This window comes from Limnobacter sp. 130 (genome assembly GCF_902506325.1).
GTDB lineage: Bacteria > Pseudomonadota > Gammaproteobacteria > Burkholderiales > Burkholderiaceae_B > Limnobacter.
The window spans coordinates 361122-378698 of the sequence record NZ_LR732328.1; the positions used below are offsets into that span (position 1 = coordinate 361122).

Sequence of the window (17577 nt, forward strand, 5' to 3'; positions counted from 1 at the left end):
TTATTATTTTTACTGCGTTGTGCATTGATTTGGATTCAAATAAAAAACCCCTCCGAAGAGGGGTTTTTTGGTTTGCTCAGTGTGTGATTAACCGAGTCCGCCTGTCAGTGGGCTGATTGCGTCCTGAAGCGGGGCTGTCACAGTGCTGATGGGTGTGCCATCTGCCGCGCCAAGCAAGTCGTCTACTGGAGAAGTGTCGCCACCACCCATCACTGCTTCAGCCAATGGGTCGACAACAGCGTCCAGCGGGGTTCCGGTGGTGCCACCTGTGTCGTCACCGCCACCTGCCACTGCTTCGGCCAATGGATCGAGAACAACATCCAGCGGAGTTCCGGTGGTGCCACCTGTGTCGTCACCGCCACCTGCCACTGCATCGGCCAATGGGTCGAGAACAACATCCAGCGGAGTTCCGGTGGTGCCGCCTGTGTCATCACCGCCACCTGCCACTGCATCGGCCAATGGATCGAGAACAACATCCAGCGGAGTTCCGGTGGTGCCGCCTGTGTCATCACCGCCACCTGCCACTGCATCGGCCAATGGATCGAGAACAACATCCAGCGGAGTTCCGGTGGTGCCGCCTGTGTCACCGCCGCCTGTGTCGTCACCACCGCCGGACAATGCATCACTGATTGGGTCGGTCACTGCTTCAAGAGGGGTATTCGCACCGACATCATCAATCACGCCAGCCACGTTTTCAGCAAACACGGCGGGGTCCGAGTTGTCCATCAAGGCATCGGTTAGTGGTGACAATGGTGTTTCTGGTGTTTCACCGCCGCCGTCCAATGCACCTGTAAGTGGATCGAGTACAACATCCAGAGGTGTACCAGTTGTACCGCCTTCCTCGGGAGGAGGTTCTTCTGTATCGGGGGTGCTCTCGCCGCCCAGCAATGTGCCGACTGTCGTGATCAGTTCCTCGCCAGGGCCGGCCATTTCCGCATTGTCGATAAACGCATCACCTACATCAGAGATGCCAGATGACAAGGCCGACACGACCATGTCAGACACGGCTGATGTTGCTGGATCAAGAGGTGCAAGCGCACTGTCTTCATTGGTCAAGTCCGTGAGGCCTTCACCAGCTTCGTCCAGGGTGCCGCTCAAGCCTGTCGAGCCACCTGATTCTTCATCGGTGCCAACGATTGGTGCGAGGATTCCCGAGGTCAGTGGGCTCAGTTGGCTTTCGTCAGCCGCCAGCGTGTCGCCGACACTGCTTAAGCCTGAGGCAACGCCGTCGGTGCCGTCCTCTTCGCTGTAGCCGAGTGTCTGAGCCAATGGGTCAACCACTGGGTCAAGCGGAGTTTCTTCCGCACCTTCAGCCAAGCCTTGTGAAAGATTGCTGACTACGCCGACCAAGCCTTCCTGGTCATTGGTGTAGCCCTCTTGTGGCTGACCTATTGTTTCAGCCAGGACTGTTGACAAGCCGGAGGGGTCTTGCTCGGAGAAGCTTGCGATCCCGTCAGAAACCGTAGTCAGCCCATCGGCCAGTGCGCCTGTCGCAGCGGTCAATGGAGCCAAGGGGGTTTCTTCCAAACTTTGGTTCAAGGAATCAATACCGCCGATCAGGCCTGATGTGTCGCCGTCTGCATCGCTGTCGGAATCGGAATCGGAATCTGAATCGGAGTCGCTGTCGGAGTCAGAATCGCTGTCGGAGTCAGAGTCGCTGTCGGAGTCAGAATCGCTGTCAGAATCAGAATCGCTGTCGGAGTCAGAATCGCTGTCGGAGTCAGAATCGCTGTCGGAGTCAGAGTCGCTGTCGGAGTCAGAATCGCTGTCGGAGTCAGAATCGCTGTCGGAGTCAGAATCGCTGTCGGAGTCAGAATCGCTGTCGGAGTCGGAATCGCTGTCGGAGTCAGAGTCGCTGTCAGAGTCGCTGTCAGAGTCGGAATCGCTGTCGTCGCTGGGGTCGACGGTGGTGGTTGTGTCATCGCCATCATCACTTAAGGCCAGCGCGCCAAGGGCTGCGCCACCAATTGCTGCGCCCACGCCTGCGCCTGCACTGCCGCCTGCCAACAAACCAGCACCAACCAGGCCGGACATGGTTCCTTCGTACGGAGTCAGAATGGCGGAACTCACATCGTTGTCGATGTCATACAGTTCAACGCCTTCGCTAAGAGCAACTACTTCAGTACGTGTAGCGCCATCTGCAACTGTAGAGGCAATTTGCTCAAGCTTCGCAGATGCATTCGGTGCCAATTGCAACAGGGTGTCGCCGTGTCCGGCTGACACTGCTGGCATCAAGACTTCAGCAGTTTGTGTTCCAGTGTTGGTGACCACATCGTTCCACTTCAGTGCGTCGCCTTGGCTGAGGTTTACAATTTGGCCACCACGTTCAACTTGCAGGCCACCTGCTGTTTTAATAATGCCCACATTGGGATTTGCGTTTTCCATGATTTTAAGTTCCTTGGCGCTAGAGAGTTTGTTCGGCAAGTTCACTGCTATAAGCGTTTTACTCACAGCAGTTTCAATTGGATTCAGGAAAGCGAAAATATCCGCTGGAATATATTTGCTTCTCGGGCAAGGGTTGGTTTAATTGTTAAATTTGGTTGTAGTTGTTTTGAATGAATTGTTTTTGGGTGTTGATAATTGAGGATTTTTGTGCCACCTGGGCTTTGTGAAATTCACGCCGTTTTTTATTTTAAAATCTCAGGAAACGGCATCTTGTTGCGTGTAATTCTGTAAGTGAAGAGGAAGGCTGGGGACTCATTTGGGTGGGGGGTTCTTAGAATTATTCCGATAACAAATTTCTGATTTAAATTGTTGGCTGAGCAATTTATTCAGGACCAGCGTAAATTTCTGCATTTTTATTTGATATTTCAGTCTGACCATTTCTTGATGCCTTTTTGGGGTGTCAAAGTATCAATTCGGGAAGCGTTGACCAATCTGTCCAGGGAAGCATGAGGAAGTTTTTGAGTAAGCACAAATCTCCGGTTGTGCGGTGGCTTTGTATCGCATTCAGTTCAATGGTTCTGCAGCTTGGCACCGTGCAGGCGCAGGATATAGTCACGGAGTTTGCGCCCCCGGTGGTTAATTATCAGGTTCCGGATGAATTCAAGGATTTGATTGAGCGGTCTACCCGACAAATTCGATCGACTGCGCAGGTCAATGACAACGGGGACGCTTGGCAATTATTCCGGAGATTGAGGCCTGCTATTCGCGACGCGTTGGGTACCCAGGGGTATTTCTCCCCATCGATTCAACGAATGGTTGACGACACGATTCCAGAGGACGAAGCGCCTCCGTTAAACATCACAATTGCACCTGGGGTGCAGAGCAAAGTGATCTCTGTTGACATCGAGTTTGATGGAGAGATCAACAAAGATGAATTTACTGCAAGGCGTGAGCGCCTTAAGACCTTGTGGCTGCTGGGGGTTAATCAGCCCTTTAATCAATCAGATTGGAGCGCTAGCAAAGACAACCTTCTACGTGATCTGCTGGCCAAAGATTTCGCGGCCGCTACTCTTTCTGAAAGTTTGGCCAATGTGGATCCGGAAAACAACACGGTTGCCTTGAGCGTTGTGTATGACAGTGGGCCAGTGTTCACTTTCGGAGAGCTGCAAATTGAAGGATTGACCAAGTATCCCAAGGATCTGGTTTCGCGTTACAACACGATTCGTCCAGGTGACCGGTATGAACAGGAGCGTTTGCTGCGGCTATTGTCGGATCTTCAAGGCACCACTTACTTTTCGGCTGTGGATGTGAAAATTGATGCGGATGATCGTCAGCCGCGCAACGTTCCCATTGACATCACTGTGATGGAGAGCGACAGCAAGCGTCTCGGGTTTGGTGCAGGTTACAGCTCCAATACTGGATTTAGAACTGAAGCGACTTATCAATATAACAATCTGTTTGATCGGGCTTATTCACTGGTGACTGGCGTTCGATTGGAGCAAAAACGTCAATCTGCCTATGCAGACCTGTTTCTTCCGCCGTCAAAGCGCGGGATAACCGATTCTGTGGGTGTGGCGTTTGACCACCAGGAAATATCGAATCTGGAGGTTGACCGTTCCTCGGTTGGCGCTATCCGGGAATTCAACAAAGGCAACAATGAGTATCGGCTTGGCTTGAATTTTCAGCTTGAGGAGCGAAGGGCGTTGGGTGTGAATTTTGGACAAACGCAAGCCCTCGTTGCAAGTTCTTCGTGGCTGCGAAACGCGGTAGATAGCCGTTTGAATCCCACCGAGGGCTATATTGTTTTTAGTCAATTGGCGGTAGCCTCTGAACAGTTTGCTTCTGATCAGGATTTTATTCGCTTGTACTCGCGGGCACAAAAATTCTGGTCGCCATCCCGGGAGAATCTGTTCTCTGCAAGGTTCGAGGCCGGTACGGTGGTGGCCAGCGCCCGGCGCGATATTCCCCAAGACTATTTGTTTCGCGCGGGCGGCACCAATAGCCTGCGTGGATTCGATTTTCTTGATCTGGGTGTAATTGATCAAGGAATTTTGGTGGGTGGTCGACGTTTGATGATTGGCAGCCTGGAGTACACACGCTGGTTTGATGGTGGACCACTTGGTGCGGCGGTTTTCACCGATGTGGGCGATGTATCAGACAACTGGAGCGACTTTGATCCCAAACCGGCCATTGGCGTTGGCGTTCGCTACAAAACACCGGCAGGTCCGATTGCTTTTGATGTGGCCAAAGCAGCCGATCAGGATAATCTGAGAATACATTTTGCGCTGGGGGTGGCATTTTGAAGCGCGGGGTTCTTGCATTATTTCTATTGTTGGTTCTGGTCACTGCTGCGGTTTCTGCAGGAATTGTCTGGCTGATTCATTCCGAAAAAGGTTTGCAATTTGCAGCTGGAACAGCGCAAAACTGGATCAATGCCAGCGATGATCCCAAGCTGGAGTTTGGTGAAATCCGCGGTACTTTGTGGACAGGGTTCAATATTGAGTCTGTTCAATGGCAGCAGAATGAAACAAGGCTGGAGGCTGAGCAAGTTCAGCTGCGTGTTGACTGGTCTGAGTTGTGGTATCGGGTTATTCGAATCAACCACCTGTCGGCAAAGGTGGTGCGTGTAGACGCGCCGCCTTCCGACGATGACGAACCGTTCATGCTTCCTGACAAAATTGCTGTGCCAGTCGATATTGAACTGAATCAATTTGCCGTGGAGCAGTTGCTGATCAATGGGGAGGTGCTCAGGCAACTGAATGCCACTGCAGCGGTCAAGTCGGGTCAGTTGCAGGTTGGCAATTTCTCAATCAATGTACAGGACACGCAGATTGCCTCCGCATTCAATCTGATCCTGGAGAAGCCCTATCAAATTGACGGTTCAGTGAATGCGCAGCGCGGTTTTGACGATTTGCTGCTAGATGCGCATGTTGCTGCCAAGGGTTCTCTTGAGCGCCTTGAGTTGGCGATTGATGCCAAGGGAGAAAACCCTGAGAGGGCCGATCAAAGCCAAAGTGTGCAGGCTCAGGCAGTACTCACGCCGTTTCGTTCAACGCCGGTTGAGACCGTTCAATTAGACGCCCGAAATTTCAATCCCGCACATTGGCTCAATGGTGCCCCCCGTGCCGCACTTACCATTGTTGCGAATGTTCAGCCGAACGAGGATTTTTCCGAGACTGTCGGCGATATTTCTGTTCGCAATGCGCAGCCTGCCACTTTACAAGCAGGTGGTGTACCCATCTCTGTCATGCAAACCCGGTTCAAATTGACTTTGAGTGAGCAACTTCCCCAGCAGTTGAATGTTTGGGTTGATGAGCTTCTTTTTGCAGATGGAAAACGCCAGGCCGGGCAAGCCAAAGCGGTTCTTCAGTGGCGCGCCCCCGAGCGTGTCGGTGACGATGTTGCCAGTATGGATCCTTTGGCCGGAGACATGAACTTTGAACTCAACGCGAACAATGTCGATGCGTCGGTGTTTGAACAATTGCCTCAACGGCTGGCGCTGAATGCAAGCATTCAAGGCGCAAAAACGGGTCAACGCTTGCAGGTGACCAAGCTTGTACTGCGTGATCGTGGGGCGGAACTTCGGGGTCAGGTTTCAGTGGACTTGTCCGGGAAGATGCCTGCCGATATTCAACTCGATCTTTCAAAAATCAACCCAGCCAATTACATCCCGAACGCCAGTCCTTTCATGCAGGGCGATTTGAATGGCAAGGCAGCTTTTCGTGGCGTTTTGGCCCAGGGCGGCAGCACCATTGATCCGTTTGGTGAACTCAATCTGGATTTGACCAATTCCCGATTGGCCAACGCACCGCTAACCTTGATTGCCAAGGCCAAAGGTGGCGCTTCGCGTTTGACTGAGTTGTTTCTTGATCTTGATGTTGTTGGCAATACAGTACGGGCGACTGGAAGTTATGGAACTCAGGCGGACTTTGTTGACCTGGATGTGAATCTGGATGAACTGCCGCGTTTGGGTAAGCTGATTCGCATGGATATTTCAGGTGTTGCGCGTTTGCAGGGCAGGGTGCGCGGGCTCGACGGTGATTTCTCGGGTGAAGGCAATATCGATGTACGGCAATTGAAGTTGGGCAGCACGCTGCAAATCGAAACAGTGTCTGGGCAGTTCAACCTTGGATCAGCTCCGAATGCTGCCTGGGTCGGCGATATTGTGGCGAGCAAGATCAAGGTGCCGGGTGAAACTGCCAATACCTTGAATGAGTTGACACTGACTCTTCGCGGTGTTCGTAGTCGCCACGAATTGAAAGGCGTGTTTTCCAGTGGTTTGCAGCCTTTTAGTCGCCAGCGTCAACTGAAAGGTGAGTTTGCGTTCAACGGCGGAGTTGGCGAGTTGAAAGTTCCAAAGTCAACTTCGGGCTGGAAGGGCCAATTGACAAAAATGAAAGTGGAGGGCATGTGGTTGCCTGCCCGCAGCCTGGCTTTGCAAGCCCCGGCGCCGCTCACGCTCGCCCCGGGATATGTCGAGTTGCTTGATTTGGTGATTAAGGGTGAGGATACCTCTGTCATCAACAACAGAATTCTTCGCATTGCAAACCGGGAAGTGCGGGCCGAAGGCGAAATGCCGCAGTTCTCATTTCCTCGGATGTCCCCGATCTTCCGCAAACAATTGACTGTGGAACCGCGGAATCTGGTTGCAAGTGTGCGCTGGAATTATCTGGCCAATCCAAACAAGGTGGATGGTCATGTGGACATCCAACATGTGTCTGGCGGTTTGCAAATACTGGAAGACTCGCAAGTGGATGTAGACATTCGCACCATGATCGCAAGTCTGGATTTTAATCGTGAGGCTGCAAGTATCGATGTCAATATTCTGGCGGATGATTTTGGTGCGGTGTCTGCCAACCTCCGGCTGCCGGTTCAACAAAATCCGCAGACCAAGGCATGGGCCATTGCTGGAGATGAACCCATGCAGGGCTCAGTAGCCGCGGGTTTTACTGAACTGAATTGGCTTGGCCCCATGATCAGTGGCGGTGTGCGAACCAGTGGCACAGGCCAGATTGCCATGGCCATTGCTGGTACTGCGAACAACCCGGATGTTCAAGGGCGTTTGTTCGCAATGGATCTTGATGTTTTTCAGCTTGATCAAGGCGTTCGCCTTGAGGACGGCAATGTGGTTGTTGATTTCACCACGGACAAGGCCAGTATCGATACCTTTGAGTTCACTGTATACAATCGCGTACCACCTCGCCGTTACATTGAACAATTGGGGCCACTGATTCAGGGCAATGGAAAAGTGAAGGCGGAGGGGGTCTGGAATTTGACCGGATTGAACGGTGAAATAAGGCTGTCGATGGACAGGGTGCCTTTGCTGCAACGCCCGGACCGATGGATGATGGTGAACTCGAATGTGACTGTTCAGCAGCCTGTCGTCGACGGACAACCCTTGAAAATTCGGGGTGAAATCGACACCTTGGGTGCTTATTTTGAAATGCCTGAAAGTGGTCCTCAAACTCTGGGCGATGACGTGTTTATCCAGGGTCGCAGTGAGTTGGCCGGACAAGGACTTCCAATTGATTTGCAACTTCGGGCAAACCTGGGTGATCGGTTCTACATTAATGCAGAAGGATTGAGAAGCAGGCTTGAGGGAGGATTGCGTTTGGTCATGCTGGAAGGTGTTGGTGGAAGTGGCCAGCGTCGATCGGGCAGACGTTTGAGCGCGACCGGGACCATTCAAACGGTCGGTGGAACCTACCGTGCCTATGGACAAGACCTTGCCATTGATCGAGGCGTTGTTAATTTCCAGGGGCCACTTGATAACCCGGGCTTGAATGTGCGAGCAGTGCGCAAAGGTGTGGCGGTTGAAGCGGGTGTTGAAGTCACCGGCACTGCGCAGCGACCCACTGTCAGGCTGGTGAGTGAACCAGCAGTGCCTGATTCGGAAAAACTGTCATGGATGATCCTTGGTCGCGGTAGCGGCTCTGCGGACCGTGACTCAACTTTGCTACTGACAGCGGCTGCTGCGATTTTCGGAGATGATGACGAAAGCACGACCCGTAAAATTGCAAAATCCATTGGCATTGATGATCTTAGCTTAAGCACGGGTTCGCTGACCGCAGCAGATTCCCGCGCGGTGGGCAGCAAGGTGGCAATTGCACCGGGTGCAGATGCATCTGCCAATGTGATTGGATCTGATGACCCTTTGTTGTCGCAGCGGATTGTGTCGTTGGGCAAACGGTTCAGCGATCGCGTGTACTTGAGTTTTGATCAGTCGGTCACCACCGCAGCCAGTATCATCAAATTGAACTATCAGTATTCCCGACGGTTGAGTTTTATTGCCCGGGCAGGTGCAGACAATGCAGTGGATGCTCTTTATCAATTCTCTTTTGACTGACAGCAAAACAATATGATCAATTCTGGCAGGCTTGAAAAACTCGGCAAACATTTCTCAGGGTTGAATCCTGTCGAACACAACGATACCTGTGTACTGATGCTGTCGCATTCCAATGGGCAGGCGCGTGCGACTGTCGAAGTTTTTTCCAGTCAATCGTTTGAAGCCAGCTGGAGTGCATTGCATGCCCATGTCACCGCGTCGTTTCGCAAAACATCGGTCGACGTTGAACATGTGCGTGTGGATTGGGTGTGCGAAATTCAGAAAGTGACATGGGCCGAGTTGAAGACACTGCTTTCAACAACAAAACGCAATTACTTCAGTCTTGGCATTGCACTGGATCCGCAATTCAAGCATTCCTTTTTGTGGGGCGAGCTCAACGGCAATGCGATGTTGTACGGTGGCTCCGAGGAAGAGTTTGCCAAACTCCATGTCGGAAATTTTGAGAAGTATGCGCGCAAAAAGTATGGCAAGTCGTTTGTATTGAATCACGCGGGCGAGCAACCGGTGTACTTGTTTTCCACCCAAGGTGCTTACGTGGGCACTGATGGGGTGGTGCACACCCTGGAGCCCGCTGGCGTGGCGGTTGGACGGCGTAAGTTGCCCGACCTGGAGGCGGAGTCGTGCGGGCAGCTGGTATTCAATGCCAGTGAATTTTTGGCGCGACAGGTCAAAGACAGCGGTTCATTTGTGTATGGCATTTTTCCTTGTTTCAACAAGGAAATTCCAACGTACAACACCCTGCGCCATGCCAGTTCCACCTATGCAATGATTGAAGCCTGGGAACTGACACAAAGTTCATTTCTGAAGTCTGCAATTGATCGGTCACTGCATTGTTTGACGACTGAACTGATTAAGCGCGTGACGCTGAGCGGCGGAATTCAAGCCGCGTTTCTGGTTGATACCGGCAATGAGATCAAGTTGGGTGGCAATGCCGTATGCATACTGGCCCTGGCCAAATACACGGAACTGACAGGCGAAACCCGTTACATTGAGTTGATGGAACAACTGGCCCAAGGAATTGTGGCCATGCTCAACCCTACCACCCGTCAATTTGTGCATGTGCTGAATTATCCCGATCTTTCCGTGAAGGAACAGTTCCGGATAATTTACTACGATGGCGAGGCCGCATTCGCCTTGATGCGTTTGTACAAAATTACGCGTCGCCCCGTGTGGCTTCAGGCGGTGGAACTGGCCTTTGAATATTTCATTGAAGCGCGCCATTGGAAAGCGAACGACCACTGGATGAGTTATTGCGTCAATGAGCTCACCTTGTATCGCCCCAAACGCGTGTATTTCGAGTTTGGCATTCGCAATTTTTCGAGTCATCTGGATTTTGTATTAAACCGCATCACCACTTTCCCTACATTGCTGGAGTTGATGATGGCGGCCCAACAAATGCTCTCGCGTTTGCAGGGCATGCCAGAGTTTGCTGATTTGTATGCGCAAGTGGATGTCGAGAAGTTTTACCGTGCCATGCACTGGCGTGCGAACTACTTGTTAACCGGGTATTTCTGGCCAGAATGGGCCATGTACTTTGCAAAACCGGACACCCTGAATGGTGCCTTTTTCATTCGCCACCATGCTTACCGCGTTCGCATTGATGATGTTGAACATTACGTGTCGGGTTTGGTGGCTTACCGGAAGTTTTTGCTCAACAGCCCCGACAAAACACCGATAGGTGTTTTGGATCAAGCCGCTGCATCGGCCACTGGCAGTACGCAGGCTGACGGCCCGATTCTGGCCTGGGCGGGTGATGTGAACCTGGGACGAAGAATGCACTACAGGGCCCATACGTTGGGCTTTGATAAAGTGTTGTCACAAGTGCCGGTTTTAAAGGCCGCAGATTTAACCGTTGTGAATCTCGAGTGCGTAGTCTCGAATCAGGGCGAGCAAGGTTTCGACAAGGGCGAAAGTGGTCCTTATTATTATCGGGCACGACCTGAAATGTTGAATATTCTGGTGCAAGGCGGTGTAGATGTATTGTGCACTGCGAACAACCATTCCGGTGACTACGGGCACGATGCACTGCTGGATCAATTGCATTGGGCGCAGGTGGCGAGTTTGGGTTTTGTGGGCACAGGCCACAATAGTCAATCTGCATTCAAACCCCTGATTCGTCAGCTTGGCGATGTGCGCATAGCACTGTTCAATTTCGACCTCACTCAGAAACGTTTTGCCGCAACAGGCACCCAGCCGGGAACGGCTTACCTGGATCCAATCGCCCCTGAAAGCTGGAAAGCGCAGGTAGAGCATTGCTTTCAGCGTGCGCATGAGCAGGCCCATCTGGTTGTTGTGGCTTTGCATTGGGGCAACAACTGGAGCACACAGCCTGACCCGCGCACACGCACCTGTGCACATGCCTTAATTGAATGCGGCGCAGACTTGTTGCTGGGTGCATCGGCCCACGTGCTGCATGGCGTTGAAGTGCATCGTGGCGTGCCCATTGTTTACGATGCGGGAGATTTCCTGTTTGACTCCATTCGAAAGTGCGTCACCAGCGGCGTTTTTCTCTGTGAACTGGGCATGCATGGCGTTAGGTCTGTTGTTTATGTACCGGTGGGCTCTGAGTTTGGCTACACCCGCCAGTATCACGGGCATGAGGCTGTGTCCGCTTGCGAAGACTTTGAGCGCAAATGCCAGGCCCTTGGAACTCTGGTTCAGAACCAGGGAGAGCGGGTGCTGATCGTTTTGCCGCAAAAAGAACAAGTGCCTGGCGGCGTGCGAACGTTGCACGATAAATTACCCGCTCCAGCCGATCCCAAAATGATCGGGTCTGTGCCATCTCTCCTGGACACCTGTTGTGTGCCCAGCGTACCAACGGATGCCCTGATCAACCTCAATACTGAACAATGTCAGTGGGGACCGGTGCGCTTAATGGGCATTCGGATTCATCCACATGAATTAAACCAGCGTGGGATGTTGTGGGTTGAAACCTTTTGGTCTGCGGACAGCGTCTTGACCAAAGACGCCCGGTTGAATATTCGCGCCCAGAACAGTTGGGACCAACAATTGCCCAACTGGGGGCAGGGGATGGAGCACGACCCTTGTGACTGGATGGCTCCCACTTCCCGCTGGGAGCAAGGCAAAATTTACCGGGACTTGGCAGGCCTTCGCCCACCGGTCAGCAAAGCGGTGAAGAACGGTTTGCTCGAAGTAAAAATCCAATGGTTGGCCAGCGATGAATTGGGCAATCGCGAACTGGTGTTGAGTCAACAAGCTGTGCGCGTGCTGTTGAAGTATCCCGACAAGCCTTGCCAGCTCAATGAACCCCTGAAGCAGGTTTCGGTGTGGCTTCTGAACCAGGACATGGGTTTTCAGCGCACAGGTGTCGAAAATGCAGCATTGCTTCGCAATGAGGTTTTCCATGGACAGTTGGGTGTTTCGACCACGCTGTTAACCTGTCGCTACAATCCACGCCTTCATGAATCTGCCCAACAGTTGATGTCTGCGGGTGCCTTGCCAAAGCGTCAAATTGTCGAATCTGTTTATGATTTTCTTCAGCAGGCAGACACAGTGAATGCGGTGTTGAACACTGGCGAACAGGTGCTGAAGAATTCACAGTTTCGCGTGGAGTTTGTTGCAAATACACATGATGTTCGCATCAACGATACGCGCGGCGATCGAGTGATGTATTTGGCGCGCAACCCCGCCAACAAAGCGCTGAATTACATCAACCACTTTTGTGGTGGTGTGAAGTTTCGCAAAGACAGGTATGACTCCCGAGGTTTCCTCAGTTGTATTCAGTACCTGTGCAAAAGCACCGGGCTTGCGACGCATGAGCATTACCTGCGGCCCAATGGCAGTTTGGCCATTGCGAAATACCATCAATTGGTTGACGGTAAAATGGTGTTGCAGAACATCCGCTTGCATGGCCCGGGTGGTGATTTGCTGGCATCGTTGCCCAATGAACAGGCTTTGATTGCCCATGCCCTTTGCGCCATGCTTGAAAGGCGTGGTGGAAAGCATGTGTTGATCGTGGACAAGAACCGGCTTTTGTACAAACCTGCCCTGATGGCGCAGCAACGCATTCATCAGCAGATGCCAGGGCAAGTGGCCGTGGTGCCGGTAGTGCATGCCGTCCACACCTCGGGCTACAAAAATATTGCTCATGGTCCGACTAACTCCAATTTTCGGGATATCTTGCATGACATTGATCGTGCAGATGCAATCGTTGTTCTGACCGATCAGCAGAAAACCGACATTCAAAACCGTTACGGACAGGGGCGTTTATTCTCGATTGGTCACTCGTACCAGCCTGTTGAGCCGCCGGTGCCATTTTCTCAAAGAGACCGTTTTCGTTTGGTTTGCGTGGCACGCTACAGCCCGGAAAAAAATCAGCACATGGCGATCTCCGCGTTTTCAAAAGTGGTGCACCGTTATCCCCAGGCGTCACTGGATTTTTACGGATTTGGTAATCCAGGCGACCCTACCTTGCCTGGGCTGGAGTCATTGATTCAGTCCCTCGGCCTGCAAGGGCGGGTTCGCCTGAACGGCTGGACCGACAAGCCAGCTACCCAATATGAAACTGCAGGCCTATCCGTTTTAAGCAGTCAGGGAGAAGCCTTTTCGCTGACAATCATGGAAAGCCTGTGTCATGGTTGTCCGCCAATTGCTTTTGACGTGCCCTACGGTCCTTCTCATTTGATCGACCACGGCAACACTGGCCTGTTGGTGCCGTTTGGCAATGTGGATGCCATGGCCAATGCAATACTTTCACTGTTTGACAATCCTGCTTTGCACGAAAGGCTGTGTGAGCAAGCCCGCCAGAAATCCTTGCGTTTCAGGCCTGAGGCAGTCGCCCTGCAATGGCAGGATTTGTTTTCATCTTTGGGGCTTGTGGACAAAGGGAGGCACCCGTGATCAGTTGTCGATGGATTCAATCCCTGATTGGGCTGCTTGTTTTTTGTTGTGTAAATGCATTTGCACAAAACGGGCACTTGTCATTTCCAGTTCAGGTGGTGATGTTGACCGAGTCCCGGAAGGCCGCTGACTTGATTGACGAGCGCCGTGTGCTGCAATGGATTGAACATTTAAATGCCAGTTTTCGTACTCGCGAGGGCGCGATCTTGGTGAATTTTGGCCCTGTGGTTTTTCGCAAGTATTCGGAAATTCAAGACAGTCAATGTGCGCTTGCACAGGCGGGCGATCGGGCTTCCCCCTATGAGGGTGACGTGGTGGCGCGTTGGGTCAATGAGTGCCATGATGAGGTTGTGCGTAGTGCCACCCACATCAATGTTTACATCGTCGACAGCTACAGCACGGGCAAAGGTTTTTCCCATCAAGATGGGCATGGTCGGCGCAACAGCAATCGCCCTTATGTGTTGCTGGATTGGGAGCGGCTTTTAAGTGGCTATCAAAGCCCGCTGGAGCATGAAATGGGGCATGCTTTTGGCTTGGGGCACGTTTGTGCACCGGGTGCCACGGTGAGAACGCCAACAAATATCATGGCGAGTGCCGACTGCAAAAAAGGCAGCGGGGGCTTGCGCAATATCGGATTTGATTCGGACCAAGCCAACACCATCCGAAAATATGCAGAACTCATTCACAAAAAACTTAGACAATAAAAACTGACATGACCGCCGTTCAAAACGCAATTTCCTTACTCACAGTATTTGACTGGATCGCCGTGGCATTTTTTGTCATTTGCTTTCGTGGTTACAACTATGTATTCGATGGCCGCACCCGTTTTGGTCGGCGTGGCCTGTCGCAAAAAACGCATGAATTTCGAAAGCTGTGGGCCCGTGAAATGCTCGGGCGCAGCAACCGGGTGGGTGACACGGCGCTGATCGGTAACCTGGTCAACAGCGTGACCTTTTATGCCAACACCACCATTTACATTATTGCGGGTCTGTTTGCATTGCTGGGTACGCTTGATCAACTGGTGAATATCACCAGCGATTTGCCGTTCAGCCGGGAGGTTAGCCGTGGTTTGATGGAGATTAAAGTGCTGTTGGTGCTCACCGTGTTTGTGGTGGCCTATTTCAAGTTTACCTGGAGCCTGCGGCAGTTCAACCTGCTCACTATTTTGGTGGGTGCTGCACCAGACGGAAATCCTGACAAGGATTACAACGAAGCCTATGTGTCACGCATGGCCCGCATTAACAGTTTGGCTGGCGATGAGTTCAACCGTGGTTTGCGCAGTTATTACTTTGGTATTGCATCGGTCACCTGGATGATTCACCCCGGCTTGCTGATGGCATTCAGCGCATTGATCGTGTTTGTGCTGATCCGCAGGGACTTCTATTCCGAAGCCCTGCAGATCATGTCGAAATAAACCAGGCTGTGAATTACCAGCTGCTGGTTTCGCGTTCGGGGCTTGCGCTGACTTTGTGAATGGTCAGGTCTGCGCCATTGAACTCTTCTTCGTCGCTTAGTCGAATGCCAACGGTTATTTTGAGCAATCCATAGACCACAAAGCCGCCCAGCAATGCAAACGCCACCCCGGCCAGTGTGCCGATCAACTGGCTCATGAAGGACACACCACCCATGCCGCCCAAAGCCTGCTGGCCGAATACACCGGCTGCGATGCCGCCGAATGCACCACAAATGCCGTGCAAAGGCCACACACCCAACACATCGTCTATTTTCAAGCGGTTCTGCGTGAAGGTGAACATGTAAACAAACAGCACACCAGCCATTGAGCCCACCGCCAGCGAACCCAAGGGGTGCATGATATTGCTGCCCGCACACACGGCTACCAGGCCAGCCAGTGGGCCGTTGTAGGCAAAGCCCGGGTCATTGCGGCCAGCGGCCAAAGCACCCAGCGTGCCGCCCACCATCGCCATCAGGCTGTTCACAGCCACCAGGCCTGAAATGCCTTCAATTTTCTGGGCGCTCATGACGTTAAAGCCAAACCAGCCCACTGCCAGTACCCAGCTGCCCAGCGCCAGAAAGGGGATTGATGAAGGTGGGTGCGAGCTGATGCGACCATCCTTGGTGTAGCGGCCACGGCGTGAGCCCAGCAGCAACACGGCAGCCAGAGCGATCCAGCCACCTACTGCATGAACCACCACACTGCCAGCGAAGTCCATGAAGGGCGCACCAAAGCTGGTGGTCAGCCATTCTTGAAAGCCATAGTTGCCGTTCCACACCATGCCTTCAAACACCGGGTAGATCAGCCCGACCAGCGCGGCGGTGGCCACCAGCTGGGGCACAAAGCGTGCGCGCTCTGCAATGCCGCCCGACACAATGGCGGGAATGGCTGCAGCAAAAGTCAGCAGGAAGAAAAACTTAACCAGTGAGTAGCCGTTGCCTTCATTGAGTACGGTGGCCGGTTCGTAAAAACCAACACCGTATGCAATGGCATAACCAATGAAAAAGTAGCTGATGGTACTGACCGAAAAATCGGCCAGAATTTTGACAAGCGCATTGACCTGGTTTTTGTGGCGCACTGTGCCCACTTCCAGAAATGCAAAACCGGCGTGCATTGCAAGCACCATGATGGCGCCTAGAAGCACAAAAAGAGTGTCCAGTGCGAGAGTGATTTGTTCCATTTTGGTGAATTTTCAGGTTTGTGGTTGAAAGTGGGGCATTAGCTGCAAAAACAATGCCCGTTTCAAAAGCCAAAAATGCACGTTATTGGTGCGCCCCAGGTTTTCTGCGTTCTTCTTCCTGTTGGCGCTTTTTGTCGGGTAACTGATTGCTTCCATACCAAAAGCCAAGATTCCAGGGCAGTTGCTGATTGGCCTGAAATTCGGTGACCCGTCCTTGCAAATGCTGAATTTGCTCCAGCGCCTGTTCGACGGTGCAGGGTGGTTGGTTTGCCAGGTGTGCAATGGGTAAATTGCTGGCGATGAGCCCAATGTGTTGAAACGCCTGCATGACATGTTGTGTCAATTCACTGTGCGGTCGCAGTTTGACTTCGCTGTAATCGTCATTGAATTGCAGGCATTGCTCCAGTTCAATGGCGTGGCCAAATTCAGCCTGAATCATTTGGCGCAAAGGTTCTGTTTTAAGCTGTTCCGTGGGCATGCCAGTGGAAAGGCAATGTGTGGTCAAGCTGGTCAGGTGGCTGGCAATTTTATCGGCCACGGCAGCAGCCAGTGCAGCGGGCGTCACTGTTTTTTCAAGCAAAGCCTTGGCCATTTCACCGGCCTGGTCTTGGTATTCCCGGGTTGCATAGCGATCCTCTGTCACCGACAGTCCCCAATCCGTGGCCACATGGTTTTTAAGTGCTTGCACATGGTGAATTTCAAGGTCTTTCGCCTGTTTGGTGCCAAGGTGGCGGCTGTCTTGTTGCCGAACAAGCTGCAGCAAGTGCTGGTCGATCAGGTCATTTTTGGTTTGAATGACCAAGCCGGCCAGCCCGTGTTGCTGCTCAACAAGGTCGCTTGCGCAGCTCAGGATATTCAGTGTGGTCCCCTCGATGCACACGTTTAGCCCTTCTGCAAGGCTCAGCACGGCGCCGATTCTTTTGGGAAGTGCAATGGTCTCGTTACTTAAATGGCTGGAAATCAGGTGCAGGTTGCGCCGGTTTTCATTCACCATCAGTGGCGTGAGGCTGGTCGGCCTGCAATTCACTTTGGTGGCTTCAAAATCGCGGAGTGAATTCAGTGCTGCATTTTTTTGCGCCCCAGCGGCCGCATGTTGCTGAATGAACTGACGAATGCCCTGAATGGATTGCGAGAGGTGCTCTGTGTAAGGTTTGCTGTTGGTGGGTGTTGCGGTGAATTGAGCCCAAGCCTTGCCGGTGGGGGGAATTGCAGGTAACTGGGGTGTGTGCGCCTGGGTGGTGGCTGTTGGGCCGGGGCCGGTACAGCCTGTCTGCCTGCTCACCTGTTGCCACACGGAGGCGTTTGACAGTTCAATGTGAAATGACATGCTGGTAAATGGGGATCCGATTGAAC

The 17577-nt window shown here is 52.5% G+C and carries 8 protein-coding genes; 5 read left to right on the forward strand and 3 right to left on the reverse strand.

All coding sequences use genetic code 11. The features are described 5' to 3' along the window. Positions 1–87 precede the first annotated feature (87 nt). Positions 88–2385: a hypothetical protein gene (locus FRIGORI9N_RS01825; protein ID WP_201301391.1), complete on the reverse strand. Its 2298-nt coding sequence runs from the start codon at positions 2383–2385 to the stop codon at positions 88–90. 572 nt (positions 2386–2957) lie between these two features. Between FRIGORI9N_RS01825 and FRIGORI9N_RS01830 the strand changes: the two genes are divergently transcribed. The 5 genes from FRIGORI9N_RS01830 (at position 2958) to FRIGORI9N_RS01850 (ending at position 15005) form a co-directional block, all read left to right on the forward strand. Next, a complete protein-coding gene (locus FRIGORI9N_RS01830) occupies positions 2958–4688 on the forward strand; it encodes an autotransporter assembly complex family protein (protein ID WP_159568202.1) in 1731 nt (576 codons plus the stop codon). Positions 4689–4714: 26 nt separating this feature from the next. Continuing rightward, positions 4715–8731: a translocation/assembly module TamB domain-containing protein gene (locus FRIGORI9N_RS01835; protein WP_159568203.1), complete on the forward strand. Its 4017-nt coding sequence runs from the start codon at positions 4715–4717 to the stop codon at positions 8729–8731. 12 nt (positions 8732–8743) lie between these two features. Further along, positions 8744–13591 carry a CapA family protein gene (locus FRIGORI9N_RS01840; protein ID WP_159568204.1) on the forward strand — a complete coding sequence of 1616 codons (4848 nt, stop codon included), beginning with the start codon at positions 8744–8746 and terminating at the stop codon, positions 13589–13591. Between the two features lie 77 nt (positions 13592–13668). Next, positions 13669–14295, forward strand: coding sequence for a hypothetical protein (locus tag FRIGORI9N_RS01845; protein ID WP_201301392.1), 627 nt, complete (start codon positions 13669–13671; stop codon positions 14293–14295). Positions 14296–14303: 8 nt separating this feature from the next. Continuing rightward, a complete protein-coding gene (locus tag FRIGORI9N_RS01850) occupies positions 14304–15005 on the forward strand; it encodes a DUF599 domain-containing protein (RefSeq protein ID WP_159568205.1) in 702 nt (233 codons plus the stop codon). 13 nt (positions 15006–15018) lie between these two features. Here the strand turns inward: FRIGORI9N_RS01850 and FRIGORI9N_RS01855 are convergent, their stop codons facing one another. Both FRIGORI9N_RS01855 and FRIGORI9N_RS01860 read right to left on the reverse strand, forming a co-directional pair. After that, the gene (locus tag FRIGORI9N_RS01855; protein WP_159568206.1) at positions 15019–16224 is read right to left on the reverse strand and encodes an ammonium transporter; all 1206 of its coding nucleotides are present in this window, start codon (positions 16222–16224) and stop codon (positions 15019–15021) included. Between the two features lie 82 nt (positions 16225–16306). After that, the gene (locus FRIGORI9N_RS01860; protein ID WP_159568207.1) at positions 16307–17551 is read right to left on the reverse strand and encodes a hypothetical protein; all 1245 of its coding nucleotides are present in this window, start codon (positions 17549–17551) and stop codon (positions 16307–16309) included. Between the last annotated feature and the right edge of the window lie 26 nt (positions 17552–17577).

Bases quoted from the DNA above. Each gene is read 5' to 3' on its own strand.
- FRIGORI9N_RS01825 (WP_201301391.1), bottom strand. From the start codon at position 2,385: ATGGAAAACGCAAATCCCAATGTGGGCATTATTAAAACAGCAGGTGGC.
- FRIGORI9N_RS01830 (WP_159568202.1), top strand. From the start codon at position 2,958: ATGGTTCTGCAGCTTGGCACCGTGCAGGCGCAGGATATAGTCACGGAG.
- FRIGORI9N_RS01840 (WP_159568204.1), top strand. From the start codon at position 8,744: ATGATCAATTCTGGCAGGCTTGAAAAACTCGGCAAACATTTCTCAGGG.
- FRIGORI9N_RS01850 (WP_159568205.1), top strand. From the start codon at position 14,304: ATGACCGCCGTTCAAAACGCAATTTCCTTACTCACAGTATTTGACTGG.
- FRIGORI9N_RS01855 (WP_159568206.1), bottom strand. From the start codon at position 16,224: ATGGAACAAATCACTCTCGCACTGGACACTCTTTTTGTGCTTCTAGGC.
- FRIGORI9N_RS01860 (WP_159568207.1), bottom strand. From the start codon at position 17,551: ATGTCATTTCACATTGAACTGTCAAACGCCTCCGTGTGGCAACAGGTG.